This is a genomic window from Nocardia sp. NPDC057353, assembly GCF_042667085.1.
GTDB lineage: Bacteria > Actinomycetota > Actinomycetes > Mycobacteriales > Mycobacteriaceae > Nocardia.
Genome location: NZ_JBHVAK010000034.1, coordinates 1 through 19,260 on the forward strand (window position 1 = coordinate 1; position 19,260 = coordinate 19,260).

Consider the following 19,260-nt stretch of genomic DNA (forward strand, 5'->3'; position numbering starts at 1 on the left):
CCCCCGTCCCGCCCGGGACGGGGGCGCTGTCGCGTTCAGCCACCGAAGTGGTGGTGCACCGCCTCGACATTGTTGCCGTCGGGGTCGCGGAGGAAGACCGCGTAGTAGCCGGGGTGGTACTCCGGCCAGAGCCGGGGTTCGTGCAGGATCTCGGCGCCGTCGGCCACGGCCGCTTCGTGCACGCGGTGCACGGCGTCGCGGGAGCCCGCGGTGAGCGCGAGGTGCACCGGGCGGTGGCCCGCGTCCACGCGCGGGCCGAGCCAGAGGTGCGGGAAGCCGTCCGCGCCGCCGAGCCCGATGACGGCGCCCTCCGGGCGGTCGACGCGCATGGCCTCGCGGACCCCGAGCGCGGCGAAGACCCGGGTGTAGAACGCGGCCGCTCGATCCGGGTCGACGCACTGCAGGGCGAGGTGATCGAGCATCTGCCCACGGTAACCGGCGCGCGGCGGGCACCGGGGGACCCGCGCGGGGCGGTTACCGGCGCGACCGGGGCGGGCCGCGTCTGCGTGCGGACCGCCCGGGTCGTCGGCGGCACCGGGATGCGGCAGGATTGGCACCATCATGACCGAGCACCTTCCGGCCCCGAGCCGTCGTCGCGCCGCCGCCAGGCTCGGCGTGGTCGTGCTCGTCCTCGCGGTGCTCTTCTACCTGGTCGCGGTGCGGCGGGTGATCGACATCGAGGAGGTGCGCGAGCTGATCCGGGCCGCGGGGCCGCTCGCGCCGCTGGTCTTCGTGCCGGTGTCGGCGCTGCTCGCCGCGGTCTTCGTGCCGGGGACGCTGCTCGCCGCCATGAGCGGGTTGCTGTTCGGGCCGCTGCTCGGCACCGTCGTCACGCTCTGCTCCGCGGTCGGCACCGCCGCGATCGCCGGCCTGCTCGGCAGGCGGGCGGGGCGGTCGAGCGCGCGCGGGCTGATCGGCGCCGAGCGGTCGGACCGGATCGACGCGCAGATCGCCCGCGGCGGGCTGTGGGCGGTGGTGGGGCAGCGCTTCGTGCCCGGCATCTCCGACGCCATGGCCTCGTACGTGTTCGGCGCCTTCGGCGTCCCGCTCTGGCAGATGGTGGCCGGGTCGTTCATCGGCTCGGCGCCGCGCGCCTTCGTCTACACCGCGCTCGGCGCCTCGATCGGCGAGTTCTCGGCGCCGCTCGCCTACACCGCGATCGGGGTCTGGTGCGTCACCGCCGGGCTCGGCGCCTACGCGGCGCACCGGGGGTACCGGATGTGGCGCGATCGGCCGGTACCGGACCCGGTCGCCGAGCCGCCCGTGTCAAGCTGACGGTATGACCGAGGAACGATTCGAGGTGCGGCGGCAGATCGCGGCGCCGCCCGCGCAGATCTTCGCCCTGCTCTGCTCGCCGGCCGGGCACGTGGCCATCGACAGCTCCGGGATGCTGCAGTCCGCGGAGGGCGAGGCCGTGCGCGCGGTGGGCGACCGGTTCGTGGTGCACATGGACCGGGAATCGCTCAACGACTACCCGATGGGCAAGTACGACGTCACGGTGATCATCACCGAGTTCGAGCCGGACGCGCACCTGGAGTGGACCATCTCCGGGCAGATCCAGCCGCCGATCGAGCACCGCTACGGCTACTTCCTCGAGCCGAGCGAGATCGGCACGCTGGTCACCTCGTACTACGACTGGAGCAAGATCGCCGAGCGGTACCGCAGGCACGACCTCTTCCCGGTGATCCCGGAGTCGGCGCTACGCGCGACCCTCGGCATTCTCGCGCGCACGGTCGAGCACTAGCTCCGGGTTCCGCTGCGCGGTGTGCAGGTTGCGGATGACCTCGCGGGCCAGCATGTTGTTGCCCGCGCCGCCGATCACCGCGCCGATCCCGGCCGGGATCGCCTTGCCGAAGGCCAGCGCGCCGCGCTTCACCAGGAACTGCACCACGAACTTCTTGACCGGGCCGTCGGACATCTTCGAGATCACCGGCAGCCGATTGGCCAGCGCGGTGTCCCACTGCTTGGCCGAGCGGCCCGCGGCGTTCAGCGCCTTGGCGCCTGCGCCGCCCAGGATGACCGCCGAGACCAGCGGGCCGCGCACGGTGCCGGTGGAGCGCTCCGACACCTCCTTGGCGCCGACCACGAACACCGTCGACGCCTCCAGGAAGAGCACCGTGTCGGCGCCCGCCGCGGCCAGCCCGATCAGCGTGCCCACCCCGGGCACCGCCGCGCTCAGCCCGGCCGCGACGCCGCTGGCGGTGACGGTGACCAGGTAGTGCTTCTCCAGCCTGCGGACCAGCTCGTCCGGCGTCTCGTCCGGGTGCCTGTCCCGCACGAACTCGGCGTAGCGGGCCACCAGCGGCGCCTGCACCTCCGCCGCCCGGTCCAGCACCGCGACGACACCCCTGTCCAGGAACTTCTCCAGCACGCCGTTCGCCTCTTTCGCTCGTTCGCCGGTTCGGTACCGGCGCGATCAGCCCAGGGGTACCCGGTGCGGTCCGCGATTCACGACCGGCTTTCGGCGGCCTCGGCGCTGACCGGCCGGACCGTGCCGTCCGGCAGCGTGTGGTCGCCCGCGAGCGCGGTCACCCGGCCGTCCGCGCGGCAGCCGGTGACCCGCAGGTCCAGCGCCGAGGCGGCGGGGTTGCCGTGCTGGTCGGTGTCGAGCCGCAGCCGCAGGCCGAAGCCCGCGTCGCCCGCGGCGACGGTGGTCCAGCTGCCCTGGAGGGCGCCGGTTTCGGTGCGCAGCGCGGCGGTCTCCGGGTCGAGGACGAGTTCGCCGGTCGGCTCGGCCGCGGAGGCCACCCGGTAGGTGACGCCCTGGTAGTCGGCGCCGTTCAGCCCGCAGGGCGGCTCGGCGGCCTGCACCGTCAGCGGCAGCAGTGCGACGGTGCACGCCACCAGGGCGGTCACTCCGGCGGCGGGCGCGAGCAGCGCCTGCGCCTTCCTCTTTCCTGGCATGGGGGAGACCTCCGTATCGGGTTCCGGCGTGTGCCGCCCGTGTCCGCAGGCTTAGCCCTCGACCGCGTCCTCAAACGCGGTGGTCGTAGACCAGGGTGTAGCGCCAGAAGAGCCTGCGCCGAATCCGCGCGCCCGGCAACTCCCTGGCGGCCACGGCCCGGATCTCGGCCAGTGTCTGCGTCGGCTCGGCCACCGGGGCCCGCATGTGCGGGGGCGGCTCGGTGGCGCGGGCGGGGTGCCTCAGCAGGCCGATGACCGGGTTGAGCAGGACCGCGGGCAGCCGGGTGAGCGCGTCGGCGGCGGTGGCGTCGCGGTGGCAGCCGACCACGACGAGCCTCCCGCCGGGAGCGAGGGTGCCGCGCAGGGCGCGCAGGGTGGCGTCGAGCGGGAGGTGGTGCAGTACGGCGACCAGGGTGATGGCGTCCCAGCGGGCATCCGGGTCGCGGTCGGCGAAGTCGACGGGCAGGATGCGCACGGCGGGGTCGCCGCGGAAGCGTTCGGTGGCGACGGCCGCGGTCGCGGGATCGCGCTCCAGCCCGGTCACGGTGCAGTGCCCGCGCAGCCGGGCGACGAGATTGCCGGTGCCGCAGCCGATGTCGAGGACATCGCGGGCGCCCGAGGCGCGGACTCGGCGCACCACCCAGCCGAGGTAGTGGTCGTTGTGGCTCCACGGGTGGGCGCGGTTGACGCGGTTCAGCCAGGCCGGCACGGCGCCACCCTAATTGATGCCAGTTTGCTGAAAGTGTGCTGCTGGGTGGGTGTGGAAACCTAGACTCGGCGGATGGCGGATGCGGAGGTGCTCGTCGTCGGTGCGGGGCCGGTGGGGTTGGCGGCGGCGGTGGAGTCGGCGCGGCGCGGGGTGCGGTGCCGGGTGGTGGAGCAGTTGAGTGAGCGGCCGCGGTTCGCGAAGGCGGTGGGGGTGCAGCCGCGCACGCTGGAGGTGTTCGAGGGGATGGGGGTGCTGCGCGAGGTGCTGGACGCGGCGGTGCGGATGCGGGGGCAGCTGGTGTATGCCGACGGGGCGGAGGTGGCGCGGCTCGATCTGGAGCCGCCGCCGGACATTCCGTACGGCTTCGCGGCGCTGCCGCAGTACGAGACCGAGCGAATCCTCGGCGAGCGGTTGCTGCGGTGCGGGGTGCGGGTGGAGTACCGGACCGCGCTGGCCTCGTTCGAACAGGACGGCAGCGGCGTCACCGCGGTGCTGCGCGGGCCGGGCGGCGAGGAGACGGTGCGCGTCGGGTACCTGGTCGGGGCGGACGGTGCGCACAGCGCGGTCCGCAAGGGGCTCGGGCTGAGCTTCGAGGGCGCGGCCTTCGCCGAGCAGTACATGCTCGGCGACGTGGAGCTGGACTGGACCGTTCCGTCCGGGTACGGCGTGCGGTCCACCCGCAGGGCGGACGTGCTGGTCTGCATCCCGCTGCCGGGGCACCGCCGGTACCGGGTCTCCATGCTGGCGCCGGAGGAGCTCGCCGTCCCGGCCACGGAGGGCGTGGCGCACGGCATGGAGGGCGACCGGGCGCCCGAGCTGCACCACATCCAGGCGGTGCTGGACCGGCTCGCCCCCGAACCCGCTGCCGCGCGGAACCTGCGCTGGTCCTCGGTGTTCCGGATCAGCCACCGGATCGTGGACAGCTACGGCACCGGCCGGGTCTTCGTGGCGGGCGACGCCGCGCACATCCACCCGCCGACCGGGGCCCAGGGGATGAACACCGGCATCCAGGACGCGCACAACCTGGGCTGGAAGCTGGCGCTCGCCGTCGCCGGGGCAGCCGGGCCCGAGCTGCTGGCGAGCTACGACGCCGAGCGCAGGCCGGTGGGCGAGGAGGTGGTGGGCCGCACGGTGCGGCACGCCCGCGAAGGGATCGAAGCCGCCGACCCGGAGCAGATGCTGCGCAGGGAGGCGCAGCTGCTGCTCGATTACCGGGACAGCCCGATCGTGCTGCTCTCGACGCTCGGGGGCGTGGCGGCCGGGCGGCGCGCGCCGGACGCGGCCGGGCTCACCCGCGAACTCGTGCAGTTCCCGATCCGGTTGTTCTCGCTGCTCGCCGGAGCCGATCACACGCTCCTGGTCTACACCGGAGAGGAGCCGGGGCCGGATTGGTTCACCGCGCTCGAGCGGGTGGTGGACGATGCCAGGCGGGTGGCGCACGGACAGCTCGACGTGTACCTGCTGGCGGGCCCGGAGACCCCGGTCGAGACGGTGCTGCCGGTGATCCGGGACAGCGCGGGCGATTTCGCGCGCACCTACGCCGCCGAGACCGCCGCCTACCTGGTCCGCCCGGACGGGTACCTCGCGTACGCGGGCGAGCCGGGAGGAGTTCCGCGGGCACTCGCCGCCACCTTCGCGGCCCCCGCCGAGGCCTGAGAGCGGTCTCGCCGGGCCGATCGGTCGCGCCTGCGCCGTCCCGCGCGAAGAGCGCCCGCTCGGTGTGCTGCCCCCGCGCGTGCCGGCGCTACCCGTTCGCCGGAACCCGGTGCTTCGAGAGGTGGCTCAGCACCGCGTGATTCGCCTCCCACCCGTCCGGGAACTTGACCGGCACCCCGAGGTGCACCGGCTCGGCGGACGGGTGCGAGTCGAGCAGCTCGGGAATCCCGGCCCGCCCCACCATGACGCAGGCGTGCCGGTGCCGGGAGGCGAGCACGCAGAGCCGCCCGGCCTCCAGGTGGAAGGCGCCCGCGTCGCGCCTGCCGGAGAGCGGGTGCAGCACCACGGTGATGTCGTACTCCCGTCCCTGCAACCGGTTCGCGGTGTCGACGGTGACGCCTTCGGCGACCCCGCCGCGCAGCGCGTTGCGCACCGCCTCGGCCTGGTCGCGGTGCGCGGTCCCGATCGCCACCCGCTCCGCGGTGACCGGCCGCACCCCCTGCTCGGAGTGCGCGGTGGCGGCCCGCTCCAGCACCCGCCGGGTGATGTCGGCGACCGCGCGCACCGCCTCGCTGTCGGTGCGCAGCGTGTGCCGCCGGGGCAGCTCGTACCAGCCCCAGCCGTGTTCGGCGGCCTCGTCGAGCACCAGGTCGACCGGGGTGCGCAGCCCGCGCGCCGCGAACTCCAGGTGCCGGTCGCCGCTGCCGGTCCCGGCCCGGAACGGGGTGAACGGGTAGAAGGCCGCCGACACCACCGGCGCGGCGGCGGCGGAGAGCCGCCAGGAGACCGGCAGCGTGTGCGGCCGGATCTCCGGGTTGTTGGTGAGCATGACGGCGACCGCGCTGGTGGTCGGGTCCCAGCCGAGCCCGGCCCAGCGCCCGGTGTCGACGGTGGCGAAGGGGTCGAGCTGGCCGGGGTCGCCGACGAAGAGCCCGCGCTCGAAGCGGTTCGCGATGCGCAGCAGCATGTCCGAGCGCATCTGGTACGCCTCGTCGATGATGGCGTGCTCCCAGCGGCCGTCGTCGATGGTGGCCCACTTGGCCGCGGTGCCGATCAGCACGGTGCGATCCTCCAGGTCGGCGATCTTCTGCCGGGAGACCACGTTCGGGTGCTGGACGCGCGCCGACTCGGTGTAGCTCTGGCTCGACACCCGCCCGATGGCCAGCTCCGGGTCGGCGGTGGCGAGCCGCTCGATGAGGTCGTCGACCTGCTCGTTGGTCTGCGCCACGATCATGTGCGGGCGCCCGGACTCGGCCAGCTGCCTGGCCGCGCGCACGACCAGGGTGGACTTGCCCGCGCCGGGCGGCGAGTCCACGACGACGGCCCGGTTCGTGCCGCCCGCGAGGTCGGCGAGGATGCCGGTGACGGCGGATTCCGCGGCGGCGGAGAGGTTCTCGGTCACAGCTCCTCGAAGGTGTCCGCGGTGGGCAGCCACTCCGGCGGCGGGCCGCCGTGCGTCCACGGCGTCTCCTCCCGGCTCGGCAGCGAGGTGGGGCGGGACGAGCCCGCGGGGGAGAAGCGGGCGAAGCCGACCGCGGCCCCGATCCCGGGCACCGTGCCCGGCTCCGGGAGCAGCTTGCGGCCCATCCCGCCGGAGAGCTCGAGCAGCACGGTGTCGCCGTCGACCTCGAGCACCTCGCCGGACTGCTTGGGGTAGCCGATATTGCACAGCTTCTCGCCGGGCACCGCGACGAAGGGGTCGCTGGTCCGCACCCGCAGGCTCGGCCGCAGCACCTTCTTGCTCTTGCCCTCCGGCACGGTGACCCGCGTGGGGTCCGCCTCGACCACGGTGCCGTGGAAGGCGGCGCCCGCCAGCCGGTGCTCCAGCATGAGCCGGGGGTCGTCGAAGGCGCGCTCGGCCTCGTACCGCTCCAGCGCGCGCTCCCGGTCGAGGAGCCTGCGCACCGCGGAGACCGCGGAGTCGCGGCGCGGCTGCGGCACCCCCTCCGGGACGGTGCCGAGGAAGTAGCTGAAGGCGCCGACGTCGTCGTTCCAGCGACCGGGCACGTGCGCGCCCTGCGGCAGCGCGCGCAGCAGGTTCAGCCCCTGCCAGAGCAGCTGCCAGGTCGGCTCCAGCTGGCGCAGCAGGGCGCGGCGCAGCCGCTGCTCCGCGGTGACCTTGGCCGGGCCCTCCGGCGCCTCGTCGTAGCCGGTGATCAGCGGGGCCAGCTCCTCGTTGTCGAAGCCGGGGTCGGTGGCCGGGCCCGCGGGCGGCACCGCGAGGGGGTCCTCGGCGCGGGCGGCGGCCTCGGCGCCGGTGCGGCCGGGCGGCGGCGCGATCCAGCCGAGCAGCGCGGCCAGGTTGGCGTCCTCCAGCGCGGACTGGCCGCTGGCCCAGTGCGCGGCGAGCACCGAGGTCATCGGCAGCAGCACCGCCGAGCCGGGGTGCTCGGCGCGGTCGCAGAACCAGGTGAGCCAGCGGCCGAGCAGCGGCACTTCGGGCGGCACCGGGTTCTCGCCCTCGGTGCTGTGGAAACGGACCGAGCGCCCGAGCAGCCGCAGGAAGTCGATACCGCCGGTGTTCGGGGTCCAGAGCTGCGGGGCGTCCAGGCAGCGGGTGTAGGTCTCGCCCGCCCTGGTGGTCTTCTCCTCGACCTCGACGGTGTGCTCGGTGACGTAGGGCAGCACGATCTCGGCGAGCTGCGCGACGAAGCGCAGCCGCAGCACCCGGTCGCGCGGCTGCGGCACCACGAGCAGCCGCGGCTCGTCGGCCGCGGTGCCCGCCAGCAGCGCCAGCGGGGCCGCCGCCTCGCCCGCCAGTTTCAGCGGCACCAGCACCAGCGGCCGCCGGGCCAGGTGTACGTGGCAGACCCCGGCGATCGGCTGCGCGCGCCCGGCGCGCACCGCCTCCAGCCTGGCCAGCGCGGTCAGCACGCTCACCCGGCGATCTCCAGCCGCATCCGCCGCGCCTGCCGGAGCAGCCGGGCGATGTCGTCGAATTCGGCAGGGGGCTCGACCGAGCCGTCGGCGAAACCGAGCACGGTGGTCATGTCCTCCAGCCCGCCGAGGTCGTCGCAGACGCCGCGGCCGAGCACGTCGACCGTCCCCTCCCGCCTGGCCTCGGCGCGGCAGGCGAAGGCGAGCTCGCAGCTCGCCATGCACTCCGGGGTGTAGCGGGCGTCGATCCCGGCGACGGTGCGGGCCAGCTCCGGCCCCGGCTCGAAGCTGACGCCGTCGGGCAGCTCGTCCAGCAGCTGCTCGATCGAGGTCAGCCGGGAGAGCTGGCGGCCGACCACCGCGATCTGCTTGCGCAGGTCGACCAGGGCGGCGGTAGGGCGGTTGCTGAAGTCGTTGGTGCACACCAGGATGCCGTTGTGCGAGACCAGCGCGTCCGGGTCCTCGCCGAGGTCGGCGATGAGCTCGCGCAGCGCGATCACGTACACCGCGGACTGCCTGGCCGCCGCGGCCACCTGCGCCGGGTCGGCCTGGCCGTCCACCACCGGGAAGGACTTGATCTCCACCACGTGGAACTGCCCGCCGAGCCGCAGCGCGACCACGTCGGGCTCCAGGTACGCGGTGGCCCCGGCGATGTCGAGGCGGAGCAGCGGGTGGTCGAAGAGCGTGCCCTCGCCGGTGACGACGGCGTGGTCGAAGAGCTGCTTCGTGCGCCGGTAGCGCACCGCGTTCGCGGTGTTGTCGCCGACCGAGGCGAGGTCGTAGTACTCGACCTCGGGGACGCTGAGGTCCAGCTCGGTGCGGAGCAGCGCGAGCAGCTCGGCGCAGCCGTTCGCCTTCACCATCGCCTCGAAGGCATTGCCCCTGGTGATGGCGAACTGGGACTGGCCGAAGCGGGGCGGGAACCCGAGTTCCCTGGCGATCACGGTCTTGTCCACCGCGGCGGCGTCGAGCAGGGCGCGCCGCGCGCAGCCGGGGTTCGCGGTGAGCGCCGCGATGGTGCGGGCATTGTGCCTGCACGCGGTCGCCGTGCCGCGGAGCCGGTCCAAGCGTGCCGGGAGCGGAGTGGTCACCCGGCCTCCTTTCGTCGCGTGCCGGTCACAGCAAGGCGGACGCCGAACAGCTGTGCCGTGTCGTCGAGTTGCGCGCTCGCCCGCTCGGCGGCGCGCAACCGGTGGGCGGCGTCGTCGGCGCGGTGCACGGCCAGTTCCCGGCCCGCGGACTCGACGACCCGCTCGAGGTCGATGGTGTCCGGGGTGCCGCGTACCCCGGGGACCGAGACGGCCAGCTTCCAGACCACGCGCCTGGCGTCCGGGCCGGGGTCGGGCAGCGCGGCGAGGTGCTCGGCGAGCCGGATGGTCGCGGTCAGCAGGTCGACGCGCGGGCTGAGCGGCCCGACCACGCGCCGCTCGGTGGGCCAGGTGCTCACCGCGAGCAGGCCGCGCGCGGGGGCGAGCAGGTCGGCGCCCAGCGCCGAGCAGATGTAGTACGGCCGGGCCAGCGGCGCGGCCCGGAAGGAGCGCTCCTCGTCCCGGCGCAGGCTGGTCAGCCGGGCGGCCACCAGGTCGCCGGAGAAGAAGGCATCGTGCACCGCGAGCACCAGTTTCGGCGCGGCGGGCGCGCCGAGCAGGGTGAGCGCCCGGTGCACGTGCTCGCGCACCGGGACCGCGGGGACGACCTCGCGGACCGGCTCCGCGCCCGGCTGCAGCCCGAGCACGGCATCGTCCCAGTCGTGCTCCGCGCGGCGCAGCTCCGCGCGCAGTTGCCGGGCCGTGGCACGATCACCCGCCGCGACCGCGCCCCGAACCGCGGCACGCAGTTCGGCGATGCGATCCTCGAGTTGCTCGGCATTGTCCGGCACACTGCGGGACTGTAATCAGAACTTCCAGTGAAGTCCAGTATCTTCCAGTATTCGCCGTGTCAGTCTCGCCTGGGTCGGATGACGGCGGTGAAACTCGCCGTGGCGACGAGGGTTTCGTCGCCACCGGTGATCCGCACCGGGACGCTGAACTCCACCGGCCTGCGGGCCGCGACCTCGGCGCGCAGCGTCTCCAGGGTGTCGCCGGGCAGCTCGGCGGTCGCCAGGTACCGCCCGGCCGCGCCCTTCGCCCTGGCCAGGTACTCGATCCGGCCGTCCCTGGCGACCACGAAGGACGCGCCCATGTGCGCCGCGATCCCGGAGACCGCCGCGCCCATGGCGGCCGTCTCCGCCAGCCCGAACAGCACCGCCGCGTGCACGTCGCCGAGGTGGTTGAGGTGCTCGGGGCCCGGCGTCATGGCGACGGCATTGCGCCCCTCGGCGAACTCCACGCCATCGATCCCGGTGTACCGGATGAAGCCCAGCTTCCGGAACCCGGTCATCACCATGTCGCCCAGGGTCGCGATATCCACGCCGTCCTCCTTCGAAAGTGAAACCTGTTCCAGTTTTCCTATCATCTAACACAGCGGATACATACGGGCACCGCCCGAGTTACACACCCTTTTCACAATCGACGGGTGCCGATGCTCGGCGCGGAAGGACACCGCCATGACACCCCGTCACGTGCCGGCGCAGCCGGATCAGTTCACCTTCGACCCGGGCGCCACCGCGCTGCTGGTGATCGACATGCAGCGGGACTTCCTGCTACCCGGCGGCTTCGGCGCGAGCCTCGGCAACGACGTGCAGCAATTGCGCGGCGTGATCCCGCCGCTGGCCCGGCTCATCGCCGCGGCGCGGGCCGCGGGGATCCCGGTGATCCACACCAGGGAGGGGCACCTGCCCGACCTCTCCGACTGCCCGCCCGCGAAACTCCGCCGCGGCACCCCGTCCCAGCGCATCGGCGACCCGGGCGCCTTCGGCCGCATCCTGATCCGCGGCGAGTACGGCCACGACATCGTGGACGAGCTGGCGCCGCTCGACGGCGAGGCTGTGATCGACAAACCCGGCAAGGGCGCCTTCTACGCCACCGGCCTCGCCGCCGAGCTGGAGCGCCGCGGCATCTCCTCGCTGCTGGTCACCGGCGTGACCACCGAGGTCTGCGTGCACACCACCGTGCGCGAGGCGAACGACCGCGGCTACGAGTGCCTGGTCGTCGCCGACTGCGTCGGCTCGTACTTCCCCGAATTCCAGCGGGTCGGGCTGGCCATGATCGCCGCCCAGGGCGGCATCTTCGGCTGGGTCGCCGAATCGGCCGCCGTGCTGGACGCGCTGGCCCCCGCCGCAAGCCCCGCCCGGTGAACAGGACTCCCCGATGACGATCGACACGAAACCGGCCGAGCAGGCCGAACCCGCACCGCCGCTGAAGCTCCCGTGGTGGACCAGGGGCGACACCAACGCCTTCTTCGGGCTGGCCTTCAACATCCTGGTCAACGTCCTCACGCTCACCACGCTCGCCATCGCGGTGGTGAACATCCCGAGCGGCGACGTGCTCGGCACCGTGCTGCCCGCGCTCGGCGTCGCGCTGGTGCTCGGCAACCTCTACTACATGGTGCTGGCCCGCAGGCTGGCCCGGCGCGAGCAGCGCGACACCGTGACCGCGCTGCCGTACGGGCCGAGCGTGCCGCACATGTTCATCGTGGTCTTCGTCGTCATGCTGCCGATCTACCTGCAGACCGGCGACGCCGTGCGGGCCTGGTCGGCGGGGTTGGCGTGGGCCTTCATGATCGGCGTGATCGTGATGATCGGCGCCTTCGTCGGGCCGTTCATCCGGAAGATCACCCCGCGCGCGGCCATGCTCGGCACCCTGGCGGGCATCTCGATCACCTTCATCGCCATGCGCCCCGCCGCGCAGATGTGGGAGGCGGCCTGGATCGGGCTCCCGGTGCTCGCCATCATCCTGATCGGCTTCTTCACCGACGTGAAGCTGCCGGGCAATGTCCCGGTCGGGCTGGTCGCGCTGCTGGTCGGCACCGCCATCGGCTGGATCGGCGGGTACATGTCCGCGCCGGACGTCGCCGCGGCCGTCGGCGATATCGCGCTCGGCCTCCCCGACCTGCGGCTCGACCTGCTCGTCGACGGCCTCGGCAACCTGGCCCCGCTGCTCGCCACCGCCATCCCGCTCGGCGTCTACAACTTCACCGAGGCCATGAGTAACGTGGAGAGCGCCGCCGCCGCGGGCGACAACTACAACCTGCGCAGCGTGCTGCTCGCCGACGGCTTCGGCGCGGTGCTCGGCGCGGGGTTCGGCTCGCCGTTCCCGCCCGCCGTCTACATCGGCCACCCCGGCTGGAAGGACGCGGGCGGCCGCACCGGCTACTCGCTCGCCGCGGGCGCCGCCATCGGGTTGATGTGCCTGCTCGGGCTCTTCGGGGTGCTCGCCACGATCCTGCCGATCCCGGCGATCGTGCCGATCCTGCTCTACATCGGGCTGCTCATCGGCGCCCAGGCCTTCCAGGCGGTGCCGCGGCTGCACGCCGTCGCGGTGGTCGCGGCGCTGCTGCCGAACCTGGCCGAGTGGGCGGTCGGGCTGATCGACAACGCGCTGAGCGCCGCCGGGACCAGCGCCCAGAAGGTGGGGGAGGAGGCGCTGGGCCAGGCGGGCGTCGTCTACCACGGGCTGCAGGTGCTCGGCGAGGGCGCGGTGCTGGCCGGGCTGGTCCTCGGCGCGCTGGTGACCTTCGTGCTGGACAAGCGGTTCCACGCCGCCGCGATCGCGGCCGCGGTGGGCGCGCTGCTCAGCTGGATCGGGCTGATCCACGCCCCCGAGGTGGCGTGGGCGGCCGCACCGCAGGTCGCGCTCGGCTACCTGTTCTTCGCGGTGGTCTGCCTCGCGTACGCGCTGCTGCCGAAACCCGCCGCGAAGGAACCGGAGGCGGTGGCTCAGGAGGGCTGACGGATCCCCATCACCCCGGTGACCGGGGCCTCCCACTCCAGCTTGCCGGAGGCGGCGATCAGGTCGTCCAGCGCGGCGGCCAGGTCGTCCGGGATGGGGGCCGAGCGGCGCTGCTCCAGGTCCACGTGCACCAGCAGGATCTCCAGGGTGTTGGCGAGCCGGTCCCTGCGCTCGTCCACCAGGAAGGCCATCATGTGCACCGCCTTGGCGCTGCGCTCCAGCACCCGGGAGTGCACCGCCAGCGAATCGCCCAGCCGCAGCTCGCTGTGGTAGCGCAGGTGGTGCTCGGTGGTGAAGAGCCCGAGCCTGCGCTCGGCGCGGTAGTTGTCGTCCAGCCCGATGGTGCGCAGCAGCGCGTCCGCGGCCACGATGTTGTGCCGCAGGTAGTAGACGACGTTCATGTGCCCGTTGGCGTCGATCTCGCGCTCGGTCACGTCCGCGGTGAGCGTGGCCGGGATCTCGCGGATCTGCGCCACGGTGGGGAGGTCGATAGCCATGTTTTCGATCCTGCGGCACCGGTGCGCGCGGCCGCGCACCGGGGTGGCCGGTCACGACCGCGCGGTCACAGCGGAGTGCGGATCATGCCCTTGCTCCGCATCAGGTGTTCCGCCAGGTAGCCGTCGTGCGGGACGCCGGGGCGGAGCCAGGTGGTCGGGTTGTCGCCCAGGTACAGGTTGGTGACGGTCGGCTCGTCGAGCAGCCGGTCGATCAGGTCGCGGCGGGTGGTCACGGCGGTGAGCACCAGGGAGTTCCGCAGCGGCCCGATGCCGTCCTCCGGCCGCCACCGCCCGACCCACACGCACGGGAAACCGAGCTCGACGCCGAGCCGCGGGTCGGTGCCGTCCGGCACCAGGTGCACCGCCGGGCGCAGCACGGCGCCGCCGGAGGGGAGCTCGTCCACGATGGTGTCGCCGCCGAGCAGCGGCACGGCGTCCCCGGCGACCTCGTGCAGGTACCGGTCGATCGCGCGGGCGGACTCGACGGGCTGCACGGTGAGGATGGCGTCCGGGTGGTCCGCGGGCAGGCTCGGGATGGCGGCCAGCGCCTCGGCCAGCGCCGCCGCGACCGGCTCCGGATCGCCCTCGACCAGCACGGCGGTCGCGCAGGTGCACGCGGTGCCGCCGAGGTGGCTCACCGAGGCCGCCAGCAGCTCGATCCGCGGCCGCCAGTCCAGCTCCGCGGTGATCAGGATCTTGGAGCGCCCCGGCCCCTGGGTGAGTACCCGCGGGTCGCGGCCGTACTTGTCCACCACGTCCTGCCCGCCGTAGACGATGGCGTAGTCGGACTCCGCGATGATCACGTCCGCCGCCGCGTAGTCGGTCGGCAGCAGCGTCACCGTGTCCGGCGGGAAGCCGGCAGCGCGCAGCGCCGTGATCAGCCGGAACGGGGTGAAGGGTTCGCGGGTCGACGGCCGCACCGCCACCTTGTAGCCGAGCGCGAGCGCCTCCGGCCAGAGGCCGTGCACCGCCGGGGTGTTGCCCGCGGCGTGCACCGCGAACAGGTCGCCGCGCCGGGTCCAGACCGCCGACCCGGCCAGCGTGCGCTCGGCACTCCACTCGTCCACCGCGCCCAGCGGCATGGCCAGCGTGCGGGTCTCGCGCTGGGCACGCAGCACGTCGGCCACCCACTGCACCGACTGCCGCACCACCGCGAGCGGCACCCCGGAGACGGTGGAGACCAGTCGGGCGTACTCGTGCGGGTCCAGCCCGGCCACCGTGCCGTGCAGGAAGAGCTCGGCGGCCCGCTCCAGCGCGGCCAGCCGCTCCGGCACCGGGAGCACGGTGGCGGCGCGCATGGTGGTCAGCGTGCGGCGCACGTAGAGCGGTGGCACCTGGCTGATCTCGCCGACCGCCGCGCCGGAGAGCGCGGTCAGCGGGAGGCGCTCGCGGGAGCGGTAGGCCCCGGCCGGGCCGAGCGCGTCGATCCGGACCTCCATCAGTACACCCCTTCGATCACGGCGCGATCGCCGAAGGTCCTGACCGGCCCCACATCCGCGACGGCGCAACCGAGCGCGCCGGGCAGCGGCGGGAGTTTCACTGCCGTATCGCGCTCCAGATTGTTCGGCAGCAGGGCGTACTTGGTGAGGTGGTTCATCACCACCTGCCCGCGCTCGCCGAATTCCACATCGCGGCCGGTGGCCGGATCCACCACCCGGAAGGCGATATACGGGCTCGGGGCGTCGAATACCGGCAGCCCGTCCGGGTGGTCCTCGCCGCGCTCCCTGGACATGCCGAGAATGGTGGTGCTGCCGTACAGCCCCTTGAGCGGGATGTCCGGGAAGATCTCGGTCCGGAAGATATCGCGGGTGTCGGCGTCCATGTGCGCCCCGCTCCAGCAGATGAACCGGACCTGGTCTCGGATCGCCGCGACCAGCTCGGGCCGCCGGGCCACCCGCTCCAGCAGCGGCGGGGTGGTGATCAGGATGCCGACCGACTGCGTGGTGAGCAGGTGCCCGACCTGATCGATCAGGTGCTCGGCGTAGCGCTCCGCCTCCTCGGTGGCGCCCCTGGCCAGCAGCTGTTTGATCCAGCGCGGATCCAGGTCGATGGTGAATTTCACGCCGTCGTGCCTGCGCGCCCGCCTGGTCGCGAACTCGCCGAACATGTGCGGGCCGCTCGGCGCGATGGCCAGCGTGTTCACGGTGCCGAGGTCGGCGTAGTGGAATTCGTCCCAGCCGAGCGCGAATTCCATCCAGGGCTCGAACATGACGAACCGCTTCGGCAGCCCGGTGGTGCCGCCGCTCTCGAAGACCCCGGCGATCTCGCGATCGGCGCCGGTGAGGCCGCGCGGAATCAGCTCCGACACCGCGATGTCCCGGAATTCGTCGACGACGTTCGGGAAGCGGGCGAGGTCGTCGAAGGTGCGGATATCGGTCCGCGGGTCGAAATCGAGGGTGCGCGCCCGGCGCAGCCAGTACGGGCTACCGGTAGCGGGGTCGAAATGCCAGCGCATCAATTCCCGGATGTAGGTGTCGGGATCGTCCGGCGCGGCGCCGAGATCGAGAATGGCAGAACACATGCGTCCTCCAGGGCGTGGAACTCACGCACACTGTGGCGGACCGGTCACCCCGGGAGAAACGCCCGCCGCATGACTTCGATGACGCGATCACGGAATTCCGGGCCGTCCCGGCCGCGGCGGTGATGTCTGGTACGTCCGGGTCCGGGCAACCCGGCCGCTACCGCGGGGTGGGCAGCAGCGACGCGTCCCTGGCGCCGGGGCCGAGCAGCGCGCGCAGCTCGCCGCGGTGCACCGGCTCGCCGCACTCCGAGCAGACCGGCTCGACCGTCATGCGGTGGCCGCAGGTCGTGTGCTGCAACTGGATCGGTGGGCCGTCGGCGGCGGCCCACTCGTCGCCCCACTGCCGCATGGCGGTGATCACCAGCCAGAGCGAGCGGCCCTTGGCGGTGAGCCGGTAGTCGTACCTGACCGGGTTCTCCTGGTACGGCTCGCGGGTCAGGATGCCGTGCTCGACCAGGTGCTCCAGCCGCTGGGCGAGCACGTTGCGGGCGATTCCGAGCCTGCTCCTGAAGTCGTCGAAGCGGGTCACGCCGAGCAGGGCGTCGCGCACGATCAGCAACGTCCACCACTCGCCGACCACCTCCAGGCACTGGGCCAGGGAGCAGTTCATCTCGGCGAAGCTCGTTCTGCGCATGGGTTCATGGTAGTCGGTTGCGTGAAAGAACTCACGCGCCCTAAGGTGCGTTGCATGACGCAACTCACTGACGCCGGGATTGCCGGGGTCTTCGATCTGACCGCGACCGGGGACGGCCGCCACACCGCCAGGGTGGACGAGACCTGGCGGGGGTGGAGCGGCCCGCACGGCGGCGTGGTGGCGGCGCTGCTGGTCGAGGTGGCCGTGCGCGCCGCCGCTGAGCCGCTGCCGGTGCGCGCGGTCGACCTGCGGTTCCTCGGCCGCCCGGCGCTCGGTTCGCTGGAGTTCGTGGCCGCGGTGACCGCGGTCGGGCGCAATACCGCCGTGGTGGACGTCCGGGCCGAGCAGGGCGGGGTCGCGGTCGCGGCGGCCGCGGTGACGCTGGGGCGCGCGATGCCGAGCGCGGTGCCCGCGCACGCCGGTGCTCCGGGGCAGGCGGTGCCTGCCCCGGAGGAGTGCGCGGAGTTCCGGCTGCCGCCCGAGATCGTCCCCGCCGGCGCGCACTTCGAGATCCGCCCGGCGACCGACGTGCTGCCGCTGACGGGCGTCGAGCACCGCGAGCTCTGCGCCTGGGTAACGCTCCGCCCGCGGGTCGGGGCGGGCGGTGCCCCGACCGACGGGAGCGCTGCCGTCGCGACGGCCGACCTCGACGCGCCGAGCGGCGCCGGGTCGCCGATCGATGCCGCGGCGCTGCCGATCGATGCCGCGGCGCTGGCGATCCTCGCCGACGCGCTGCCGCCCGCCGTCTTCCCGGTGCTGCGCGCCCCGGTCGAAGCGCCGACCGTCGCCTTCTCGCTGCACCTGCACGCCGACACCGCGCCGCCGCAACCTGTCCTGGTCCGGACCGTGAACGCCTCCACCGGCGGCGGCTGGTCGGTGGACGACACCGAGCTCAGGGACCGGGACGGCCGCCTGCTCGGCACCGCGCGGCAGACCCGCCGGGTGCTGGGGTGAGGCGCGCCGTGGCCTCCGTGACCGCGGCGCCGCGCGCCGCCGCCGACCTGCGCGCCGTCCTCGTGGTGGTGAACGCGGGCGTGCTGCTCTCCAGCCTCGACCTGTTCATCGTCAATGTCGCGCTCTCCGACATCGCCGCCGACTTCGGCGGCGTGCCGATCGCGGAGCTCTCCTGGGTGCTGAACGCCTACGCCATCGTCTTCGCCGCGCTGCTGGTGCCCGCCGGGCGGCTGGGGGACCGGAGCGGCATCCGCGGCACCTTCCTGCTCGGGCTCGGGCTCTTCGTGCTCGGCTCGGCGCTCTGCGCGACCGCGTGGAACGTCGAGTCGCTGGTCGCCTTCCGCGTCCTGCAGGCCGTCGGGGCCGCGGTGCTCACCCCGGCCTCGCTCGGGCTGGTGCTGGCGGCGAGCCCGCCGGAGCGGCGGCAGGCGGCGGTGCGGCTCTGGGTGGCCTTCGGCGGGCTCGGCGCCGCGCTCGGCCCGGTGCTCGGCGGCCTGCTGGTGCAGGCCGACTGGCGCTGGGTGTTCCTGGTGAACGTCCCGATCGGGTTGGTGGCGCTGGCGGCCGGGCTGCGCGTGCTGCCTGACGTGCCCGGCGACGGCGGCCGCCTGCCCGACTTGCGCGGCGCGCTGCTCGCCGCGGCGGCGGTGGCCGGGCTGGTACTCGGCCTGGTCCAGGGCCCGGAGTGGGGCTGGGGCTCGCCGGGTGTGCTCGGCGCCTTCGCGCTCGCGATCCTCGGCGGGGTCGGCTTCGCGGTCTCCTCCGCGCGGCACCACAGCCCGATCGTGGCCCCGGCGCTGCTGCGCGCCCCGAACTTCGCGCTCATGGCCGGCAATGCCGTGTTCTTCAACATCGCCTTCGGCGGCATGCTGCTCTCGGTGGTGCTGTGGGCGCAGACCGTGTGGGGCTGGTCCGCGCTGCGCACCGGGCTCGCCATCGCGCCGGGGCCGCTGCTGGTGCCGGTCGTGGCGATCCTGGCCGGGCGGTTGATCGCCGCGGTCGGCGCGGGCCCGGTGCTCGTGGCGGGCGGCGCGGTGTTCGGCGCGGGCACGCTCTGGTGGTCGCAGGCGGTGACGCTGCAGCCGGACTACCTCGGCGGGCTGCTCGGCGGCATGCTCGTCACCGGCATCGGGGTGGGGCTGGTGCTGCCGACGTCGTTCGCGGTCGGCACCGGCGGGCTGCCGCCGGAGCGCTTCGCCACCGGCTCCGCGGTGCTCAGCACCGCCAGGCAGGTCGGGCTCGCGATCGGCGTCGCGGTGCTGGTCGCGCTGCTCGGCGCCCCCGAGGGGCCGGAGCGGGCGCTCGACGCCTTCCACCGCGCCTGGCTCGTGATCGCCGGGTTCGCGGTGCTGGCCGGGCTCTTCGGGCTCGCGGTGCGGGGGCCGCGAAAGAGCTGAGGGTCACTGCCCGAGCAGGGCGGTGAGCGCGGTCCGCGCGGCGGCCCGCTGGTGGGGAAGCAAGCCGATCGCGGCAATCTGCGCGCGGTGACCACCGGGGTCTGGCTGACCGTTCTCGCCGGCTGGGCGCTGCCGGCCTGGGGTGGGCAGCAGGTGCCGGCGCTGCTCGTCTTCGACTTCGGCGTCCAGGGTGTCCGGCCGCCCGCCGGGGAGCCGGTGCTCGCACGCTGAGTGTTCGCCCGGAACGGGGCGACCTCGGGTGCGGAGGGCGCGAATGACCCG

21 protein-coding genes are annotated in these 19,260 nt (G+C 73.8%); 8 read left to right on the forward strand and 13 right to left on the reverse strand.

Features of this window, described 5'->3' with window-relative positions; translation table 11 throughout:
* Nucleotides 1-35 precede the first annotated feature (35 nt).
* On the reverse strand, nucleotides 36-422 hold the full coding sequence (locus ACFUUZ_RS18840; protein ID WP_378697812.1) for a VOC family protein: 387 nt from the start codon (nucleotides 420-422) through the stop codon (nucleotides 36-38).
* A gap of 139 nt (nucleotides 423-561) precedes the next feature.
* Here ACFUUZ_RS18840 and ACFUUZ_RS18845 point away from each other — a divergent pair, with 139 nt between their 5' ends.
* Both ACFUUZ_RS18845 and ACFUUZ_RS18850 read left to right on the forward strand, forming a co-directional pair.
* Nucleotides 562-1,275 (forward strand): TVP38/TMEM64 family protein, encoded by a 714-nt coding sequence (locus ACFUUZ_RS18845; RefSeq protein ID WP_378697814.1) that lies wholly within the window; start codon nucleotides 562-564, stop codon nucleotides 1,273-1,275.
* A gap of 4 nt (nucleotides 1,276-1,279) precedes the next feature.
* Nucleotides 1,280-1,744, forward strand: coding sequence for a polyketide cyclase (locus ACFUUZ_RS18850; protein ID WP_378697816.1), 465 nt, complete (start codon nucleotides 1,280-1,282; stop codon nucleotides 1,742-1,744).
* Here the strand turns inward: ACFUUZ_RS18850 and ACFUUZ_RS18855 are convergent.
* From ACFUUZ_RS18855 to ACFUUZ_RS18865, 3 genes are all read right to left on the reverse strand, one after another.
* Nucleotides 1,700-2,371 carry a hypothetical protein gene (locus tag ACFUUZ_RS18855; RefSeq protein WP_378697818.1) on the reverse strand — a complete coding sequence of 224 codons (672 nt, stop codon included), beginning with the start codon at nucleotides 2,369-2,371 and terminating at the stop codon, nucleotides 1,700-1,702. The genes ACFUUZ_RS18850 and ACFUUZ_RS18855 overlap by 45 nt on opposite strands.
* A gap of 77 nt (nucleotides 2,372-2,448) precedes the next feature.
* Nucleotides 2,449-2,904: a hypothetical protein gene (locus tag ACFUUZ_RS18860; protein ID WP_378697820.1), complete on the reverse strand. Its 456-nt coding sequence runs from the start codon at nucleotides 2,902-2,904 to the stop codon at nucleotides 2,449-2,451.
* A 70-nt stretch (nucleotides 2,905-2,974) separates the two neighbouring features.
* A complete protein-coding gene (locus ACFUUZ_RS18865; RefSeq protein WP_378697822.1) occupies nucleotides 2,975-3,613 on the reverse strand; it encodes a class I SAM-dependent methyltransferase in 639 nt (212 codons plus the stop codon).
* 72 nt (nucleotides 3,614-3,685) lie between these two features.
* On the opposite strand from ACFUUZ_RS18865, the gene ACFUUZ_RS18870 reads away from it, so the two are divergent.
* A complete protein-coding gene (locus ACFUUZ_RS18870) occupies nucleotides 3,686-5,269 on the forward strand; it encodes an FAD-dependent monooxygenase (RefSeq protein ID WP_378697824.1) in 1,584 nt (527 codons plus the stop codon).
* An 88-nt stretch (nucleotides 5,270-5,357) separates the two neighbouring features.
* Here ACFUUZ_RS18870 and ACFUUZ_RS18875 read toward each other — a convergent pair whose 3' ends face one another.
* Genes ACFUUZ_RS18875 through ACFUUZ_RS18895 form a run of 5 tightly spaced genes read right to left on the reverse strand, consistent with a single transcriptional unit; the run spans nucleotide 5,358 to nucleotide 10,555 of the window.
* Nucleotides 5,358-6,671 (reverse strand): AAA domain-containing protein, encoded by a 1,314-nt coding sequence (locus ACFUUZ_RS18875; protein WP_378697826.1) that lies wholly within the window; start codon nucleotides 6,669-6,671, stop codon nucleotides 5,358-5,360.
* On the reverse strand, nucleotides 6,668-8,149 hold the full coding sequence (locus ACFUUZ_RS18880) for a hypothetical protein (RefSeq protein WP_378697828.1): 1,482 nt from the start codon (nucleotides 8,147-8,149) through the stop codon (nucleotides 6,668-6,670). The genes ACFUUZ_RS18875 and ACFUUZ_RS18880 overlap by 4 nt, the downstream gene beginning before the upstream one ends.
* Nucleotides 8,146-9,237 carry a hypothetical protein gene (locus ACFUUZ_RS18885; protein ID WP_378697830.1) on the reverse strand — a complete coding sequence of 364 codons (1,092 nt, stop codon included), beginning with the start codon at nucleotides 9,235-9,237 and terminating at the stop codon, nucleotides 8,146-8,148. The genes ACFUUZ_RS18880 and ACFUUZ_RS18885 overlap by 4 nt, the downstream gene beginning before the upstream one ends.
* The gene (locus tag ACFUUZ_RS18890; protein ID WP_378697832.1) at nucleotides 9,234-10,025 is read right to left on the reverse strand and encodes a hypothetical protein; all 792 of its coding nucleotides are present in this window, start codon (nucleotides 10,023-10,025) and stop codon (nucleotides 9,234-9,236) included. Before ACFUUZ_RS18890 ends, ACFUUZ_RS18885 begins: the two co-directional genes overlap by 4 nt.
* Before the next feature lie 59 nt (nucleotides 10,026-10,084).
* A complete protein-coding gene (locus ACFUUZ_RS18895; RefSeq protein ID WP_378697834.1) occupies nucleotides 10,085-10,555 on the reverse strand; it encodes a PaaI family thioesterase in 471 nt (156 codons plus the stop codon).
* Between the two features lie 136 nt (nucleotides 10,556-10,691).
* On the opposite strand from ACFUUZ_RS18895, the gene ACFUUZ_RS18900 reads away from it, so the two are divergent.
* Nucleotides 10,692-11,381 carry a cysteine hydrolase family protein gene (locus tag ACFUUZ_RS18900; RefSeq protein WP_378697836.1) on the forward strand — a complete coding sequence of 230 codons (690 nt, stop codon included), beginning with the start codon at nucleotides 10,692-10,694 and terminating at the stop codon, nucleotides 11,379-11,381.
* A gap of 13 nt (nucleotides 11,382-11,394) precedes the next feature.
* Nucleotides 11,395-12,975 carry a regulator gene (locus tag ACFUUZ_RS18905; protein WP_378697838.1) on the forward strand — a complete coding sequence of 527 codons (1,581 nt, stop codon included), beginning with the start codon at nucleotides 11,395-11,397 and terminating at the stop codon, nucleotides 12,973-12,975.
* On the opposite strand, the gene ACFUUZ_RS18910 is transcribed toward ACFUUZ_RS18905, so the two are convergent.
* From ACFUUZ_RS18910 to ACFUUZ_RS18925, 4 genes are all read right to left on the reverse strand, one after another.
* Entirely contained in the window at nucleotides 12,963-13,472 is a 510-nt protein-coding gene (locus ACFUUZ_RS18910; RefSeq protein ID WP_378697840.1) for a thioesterase family protein, read from the reverse strand. The two genes, ACFUUZ_RS18905 and ACFUUZ_RS18910, sit on opposite strands and share 13 nt — an antisense overlap.
* A gap of 65 nt (nucleotides 13,473-13,537) precedes the next feature.
* The gene (locus ACFUUZ_RS18915; RefSeq protein WP_378697842.1) at nucleotides 13,538-14,911 is read right to left on the reverse strand and encodes an aldehyde dehydrogenase family protein; all 1,374 of its coding nucleotides are present in this window, start codon (nucleotides 14,909-14,911) and stop codon (nucleotides 13,538-13,540) included.
* Complete coding sequence (locus ACFUUZ_RS18920) at nucleotides 14,911-15,993, reverse strand: AMP-binding protein (protein WP_378697844.1); 1,083 nt, start codon at nucleotides 15,991-15,993, stop codon at nucleotides 14,911-14,913. The genes ACFUUZ_RS18915 and ACFUUZ_RS18920 overlap by 1 nt, the downstream gene beginning before the upstream one ends.
* A 157-nt stretch (nucleotides 15,994-16,150) precedes the next feature.
* Nucleotides 16,151-16,627, reverse strand: coding sequence for a winged helix-turn-helix transcriptional regulator (locus tag ACFUUZ_RS18925; protein ID WP_378697847.1), 477 nt, complete (start codon nucleotides 16,625-16,627; stop codon nucleotides 16,151-16,153).
* A 54-nt stretch (nucleotides 16,628-16,681) separates the two neighbouring features.
* Here ACFUUZ_RS18925 and ACFUUZ_RS18930 point away from each other — a divergent pair, with 54 nt between their 5' ends.
* Genes ACFUUZ_RS18930 through ACFUUZ_RS18940 form a run of 3 tightly spaced genes read left to right on the forward strand, consistent with a single transcriptional unit; the run spans nucleotide 16,682 to nucleotide 19,209 of the window.
* Nucleotides 16,682-17,581: a thioesterase family protein gene (locus ACFUUZ_RS18930; RefSeq protein WP_378697850.1), complete on the forward strand. Its 900-nt coding sequence runs from the start codon at nucleotides 16,682-16,684 to the stop codon at nucleotides 17,579-17,581.
* Nucleotides 17,582-17,589: 8 nt separating this feature from the next.
* On the forward strand, nucleotides 17,590-18,978 hold the full coding sequence (locus ACFUUZ_RS18935) for an MFS transporter (protein ID WP_378697852.1): 1,389 nt from the start codon (nucleotides 17,590-17,592) through the stop codon (nucleotides 18,976-18,978).
* 51 nt (nucleotides 18,979-19,029) lie between these two features.
* Nucleotides 19,030-19,209 carry a hypothetical protein gene (locus ACFUUZ_RS18940; protein ID WP_378697854.1) on the forward strand — a complete coding sequence of 60 codons (180 nt, stop codon included), beginning with the start codon at nucleotides 19,030-19,032 and terminating at the stop codon, nucleotides 19,207-19,209.
* Nucleotides 19,210-19,260 lie beyond the last annotated feature (51 nt).

What these genes read in the sequence shown, in the direction of transcription:
- ACFUUZ_RS18905 (WP_378697838.1), top strand. Translation starts at nt 11,395, where the DNA reads ATGACGATCGACACGAAACCGGCCGAGCAGGCCGAACCCGCACCGCCG.
- ACFUUZ_RS18850 (WP_378697816.1), top strand. Translation starts at nt 1,280, where the DNA reads ATGACCGAGGAACGATTCGAGGTGCGGCGGCAGATCGCGGCGCCGCCC.
- ACFUUZ_RS18930 (WP_378697850.1), top strand. Translation starts at nt 16,682, where the DNA reads ATGACGCAACTCACTGACGCCGGGATTGCCGGGGTCTTCGATCTGACC.
- ACFUUZ_RS18840 (WP_378697812.1), bottom strand. Translation starts at nt 422, where the DNA reads ATGCTCGATCACCTCGCCCTGCAGTGCGTCGACCCGGATCGAGCGGCC.
- ACFUUZ_RS18900 (WP_378697836.1), top strand. Translation starts at nt 10,692, where the DNA reads ATGACACCCCGTCACGTGCCGGCGCAGCCGGATCAGTTCACCTTCGAC.
- ACFUUZ_RS18845 (WP_378697814.1), top strand. Translation starts at nt 562, where the DNA reads ATGACCGAGCACCTTCCGGCCCCGAGCCGTCGTCGCGCCGCCGCCAGG.
- ACFUUZ_RS18920 (WP_378697844.1), bottom strand. Translation starts at nt 15,993, where the DNA reads ATGTGTTCTGCCATTCTCGATCTCGGCGCCGCGCCGGACGATCCCGAC.
- ACFUUZ_RS18925 (WP_378697847.1), bottom strand. Translation starts at nt 16,627, where the DNA reads ATGCGCAGAACGAGCTTCGCCGAGATGAACTGCTCCCTGGCCCAGTGC.
- ACFUUZ_RS18910 (WP_378697840.1), bottom strand. Translation starts at nt 13,472, where the DNA reads ATGGCTATCGACCTCCCCACCGTGGCGCAGATCCGCGAGATCCCGGCC.
- ACFUUZ_RS18870 (WP_378697824.1), top strand. Translation starts at nt 3,686, where the DNA reads ATGGCGGATGCGGAGGTGCTCGTCGTCGGTGCGGGGCCGGTGGGGTTG.
- ACFUUZ_RS18860 (WP_378697820.1), bottom strand. Translation starts at nt 2,904, where the DNA reads ATGCCAGGAAAGAGGAAGGCGCAGGCGCTGCTCGCGCCCGCCGCCGGA.
- ACFUUZ_RS18915 (WP_378697842.1), bottom strand. Translation starts at nt 14,911, where the DNA reads ATGGAGGTCCGGATCGACGCGCTCGGCCCGGCCGGGGCCTACCGCTCC.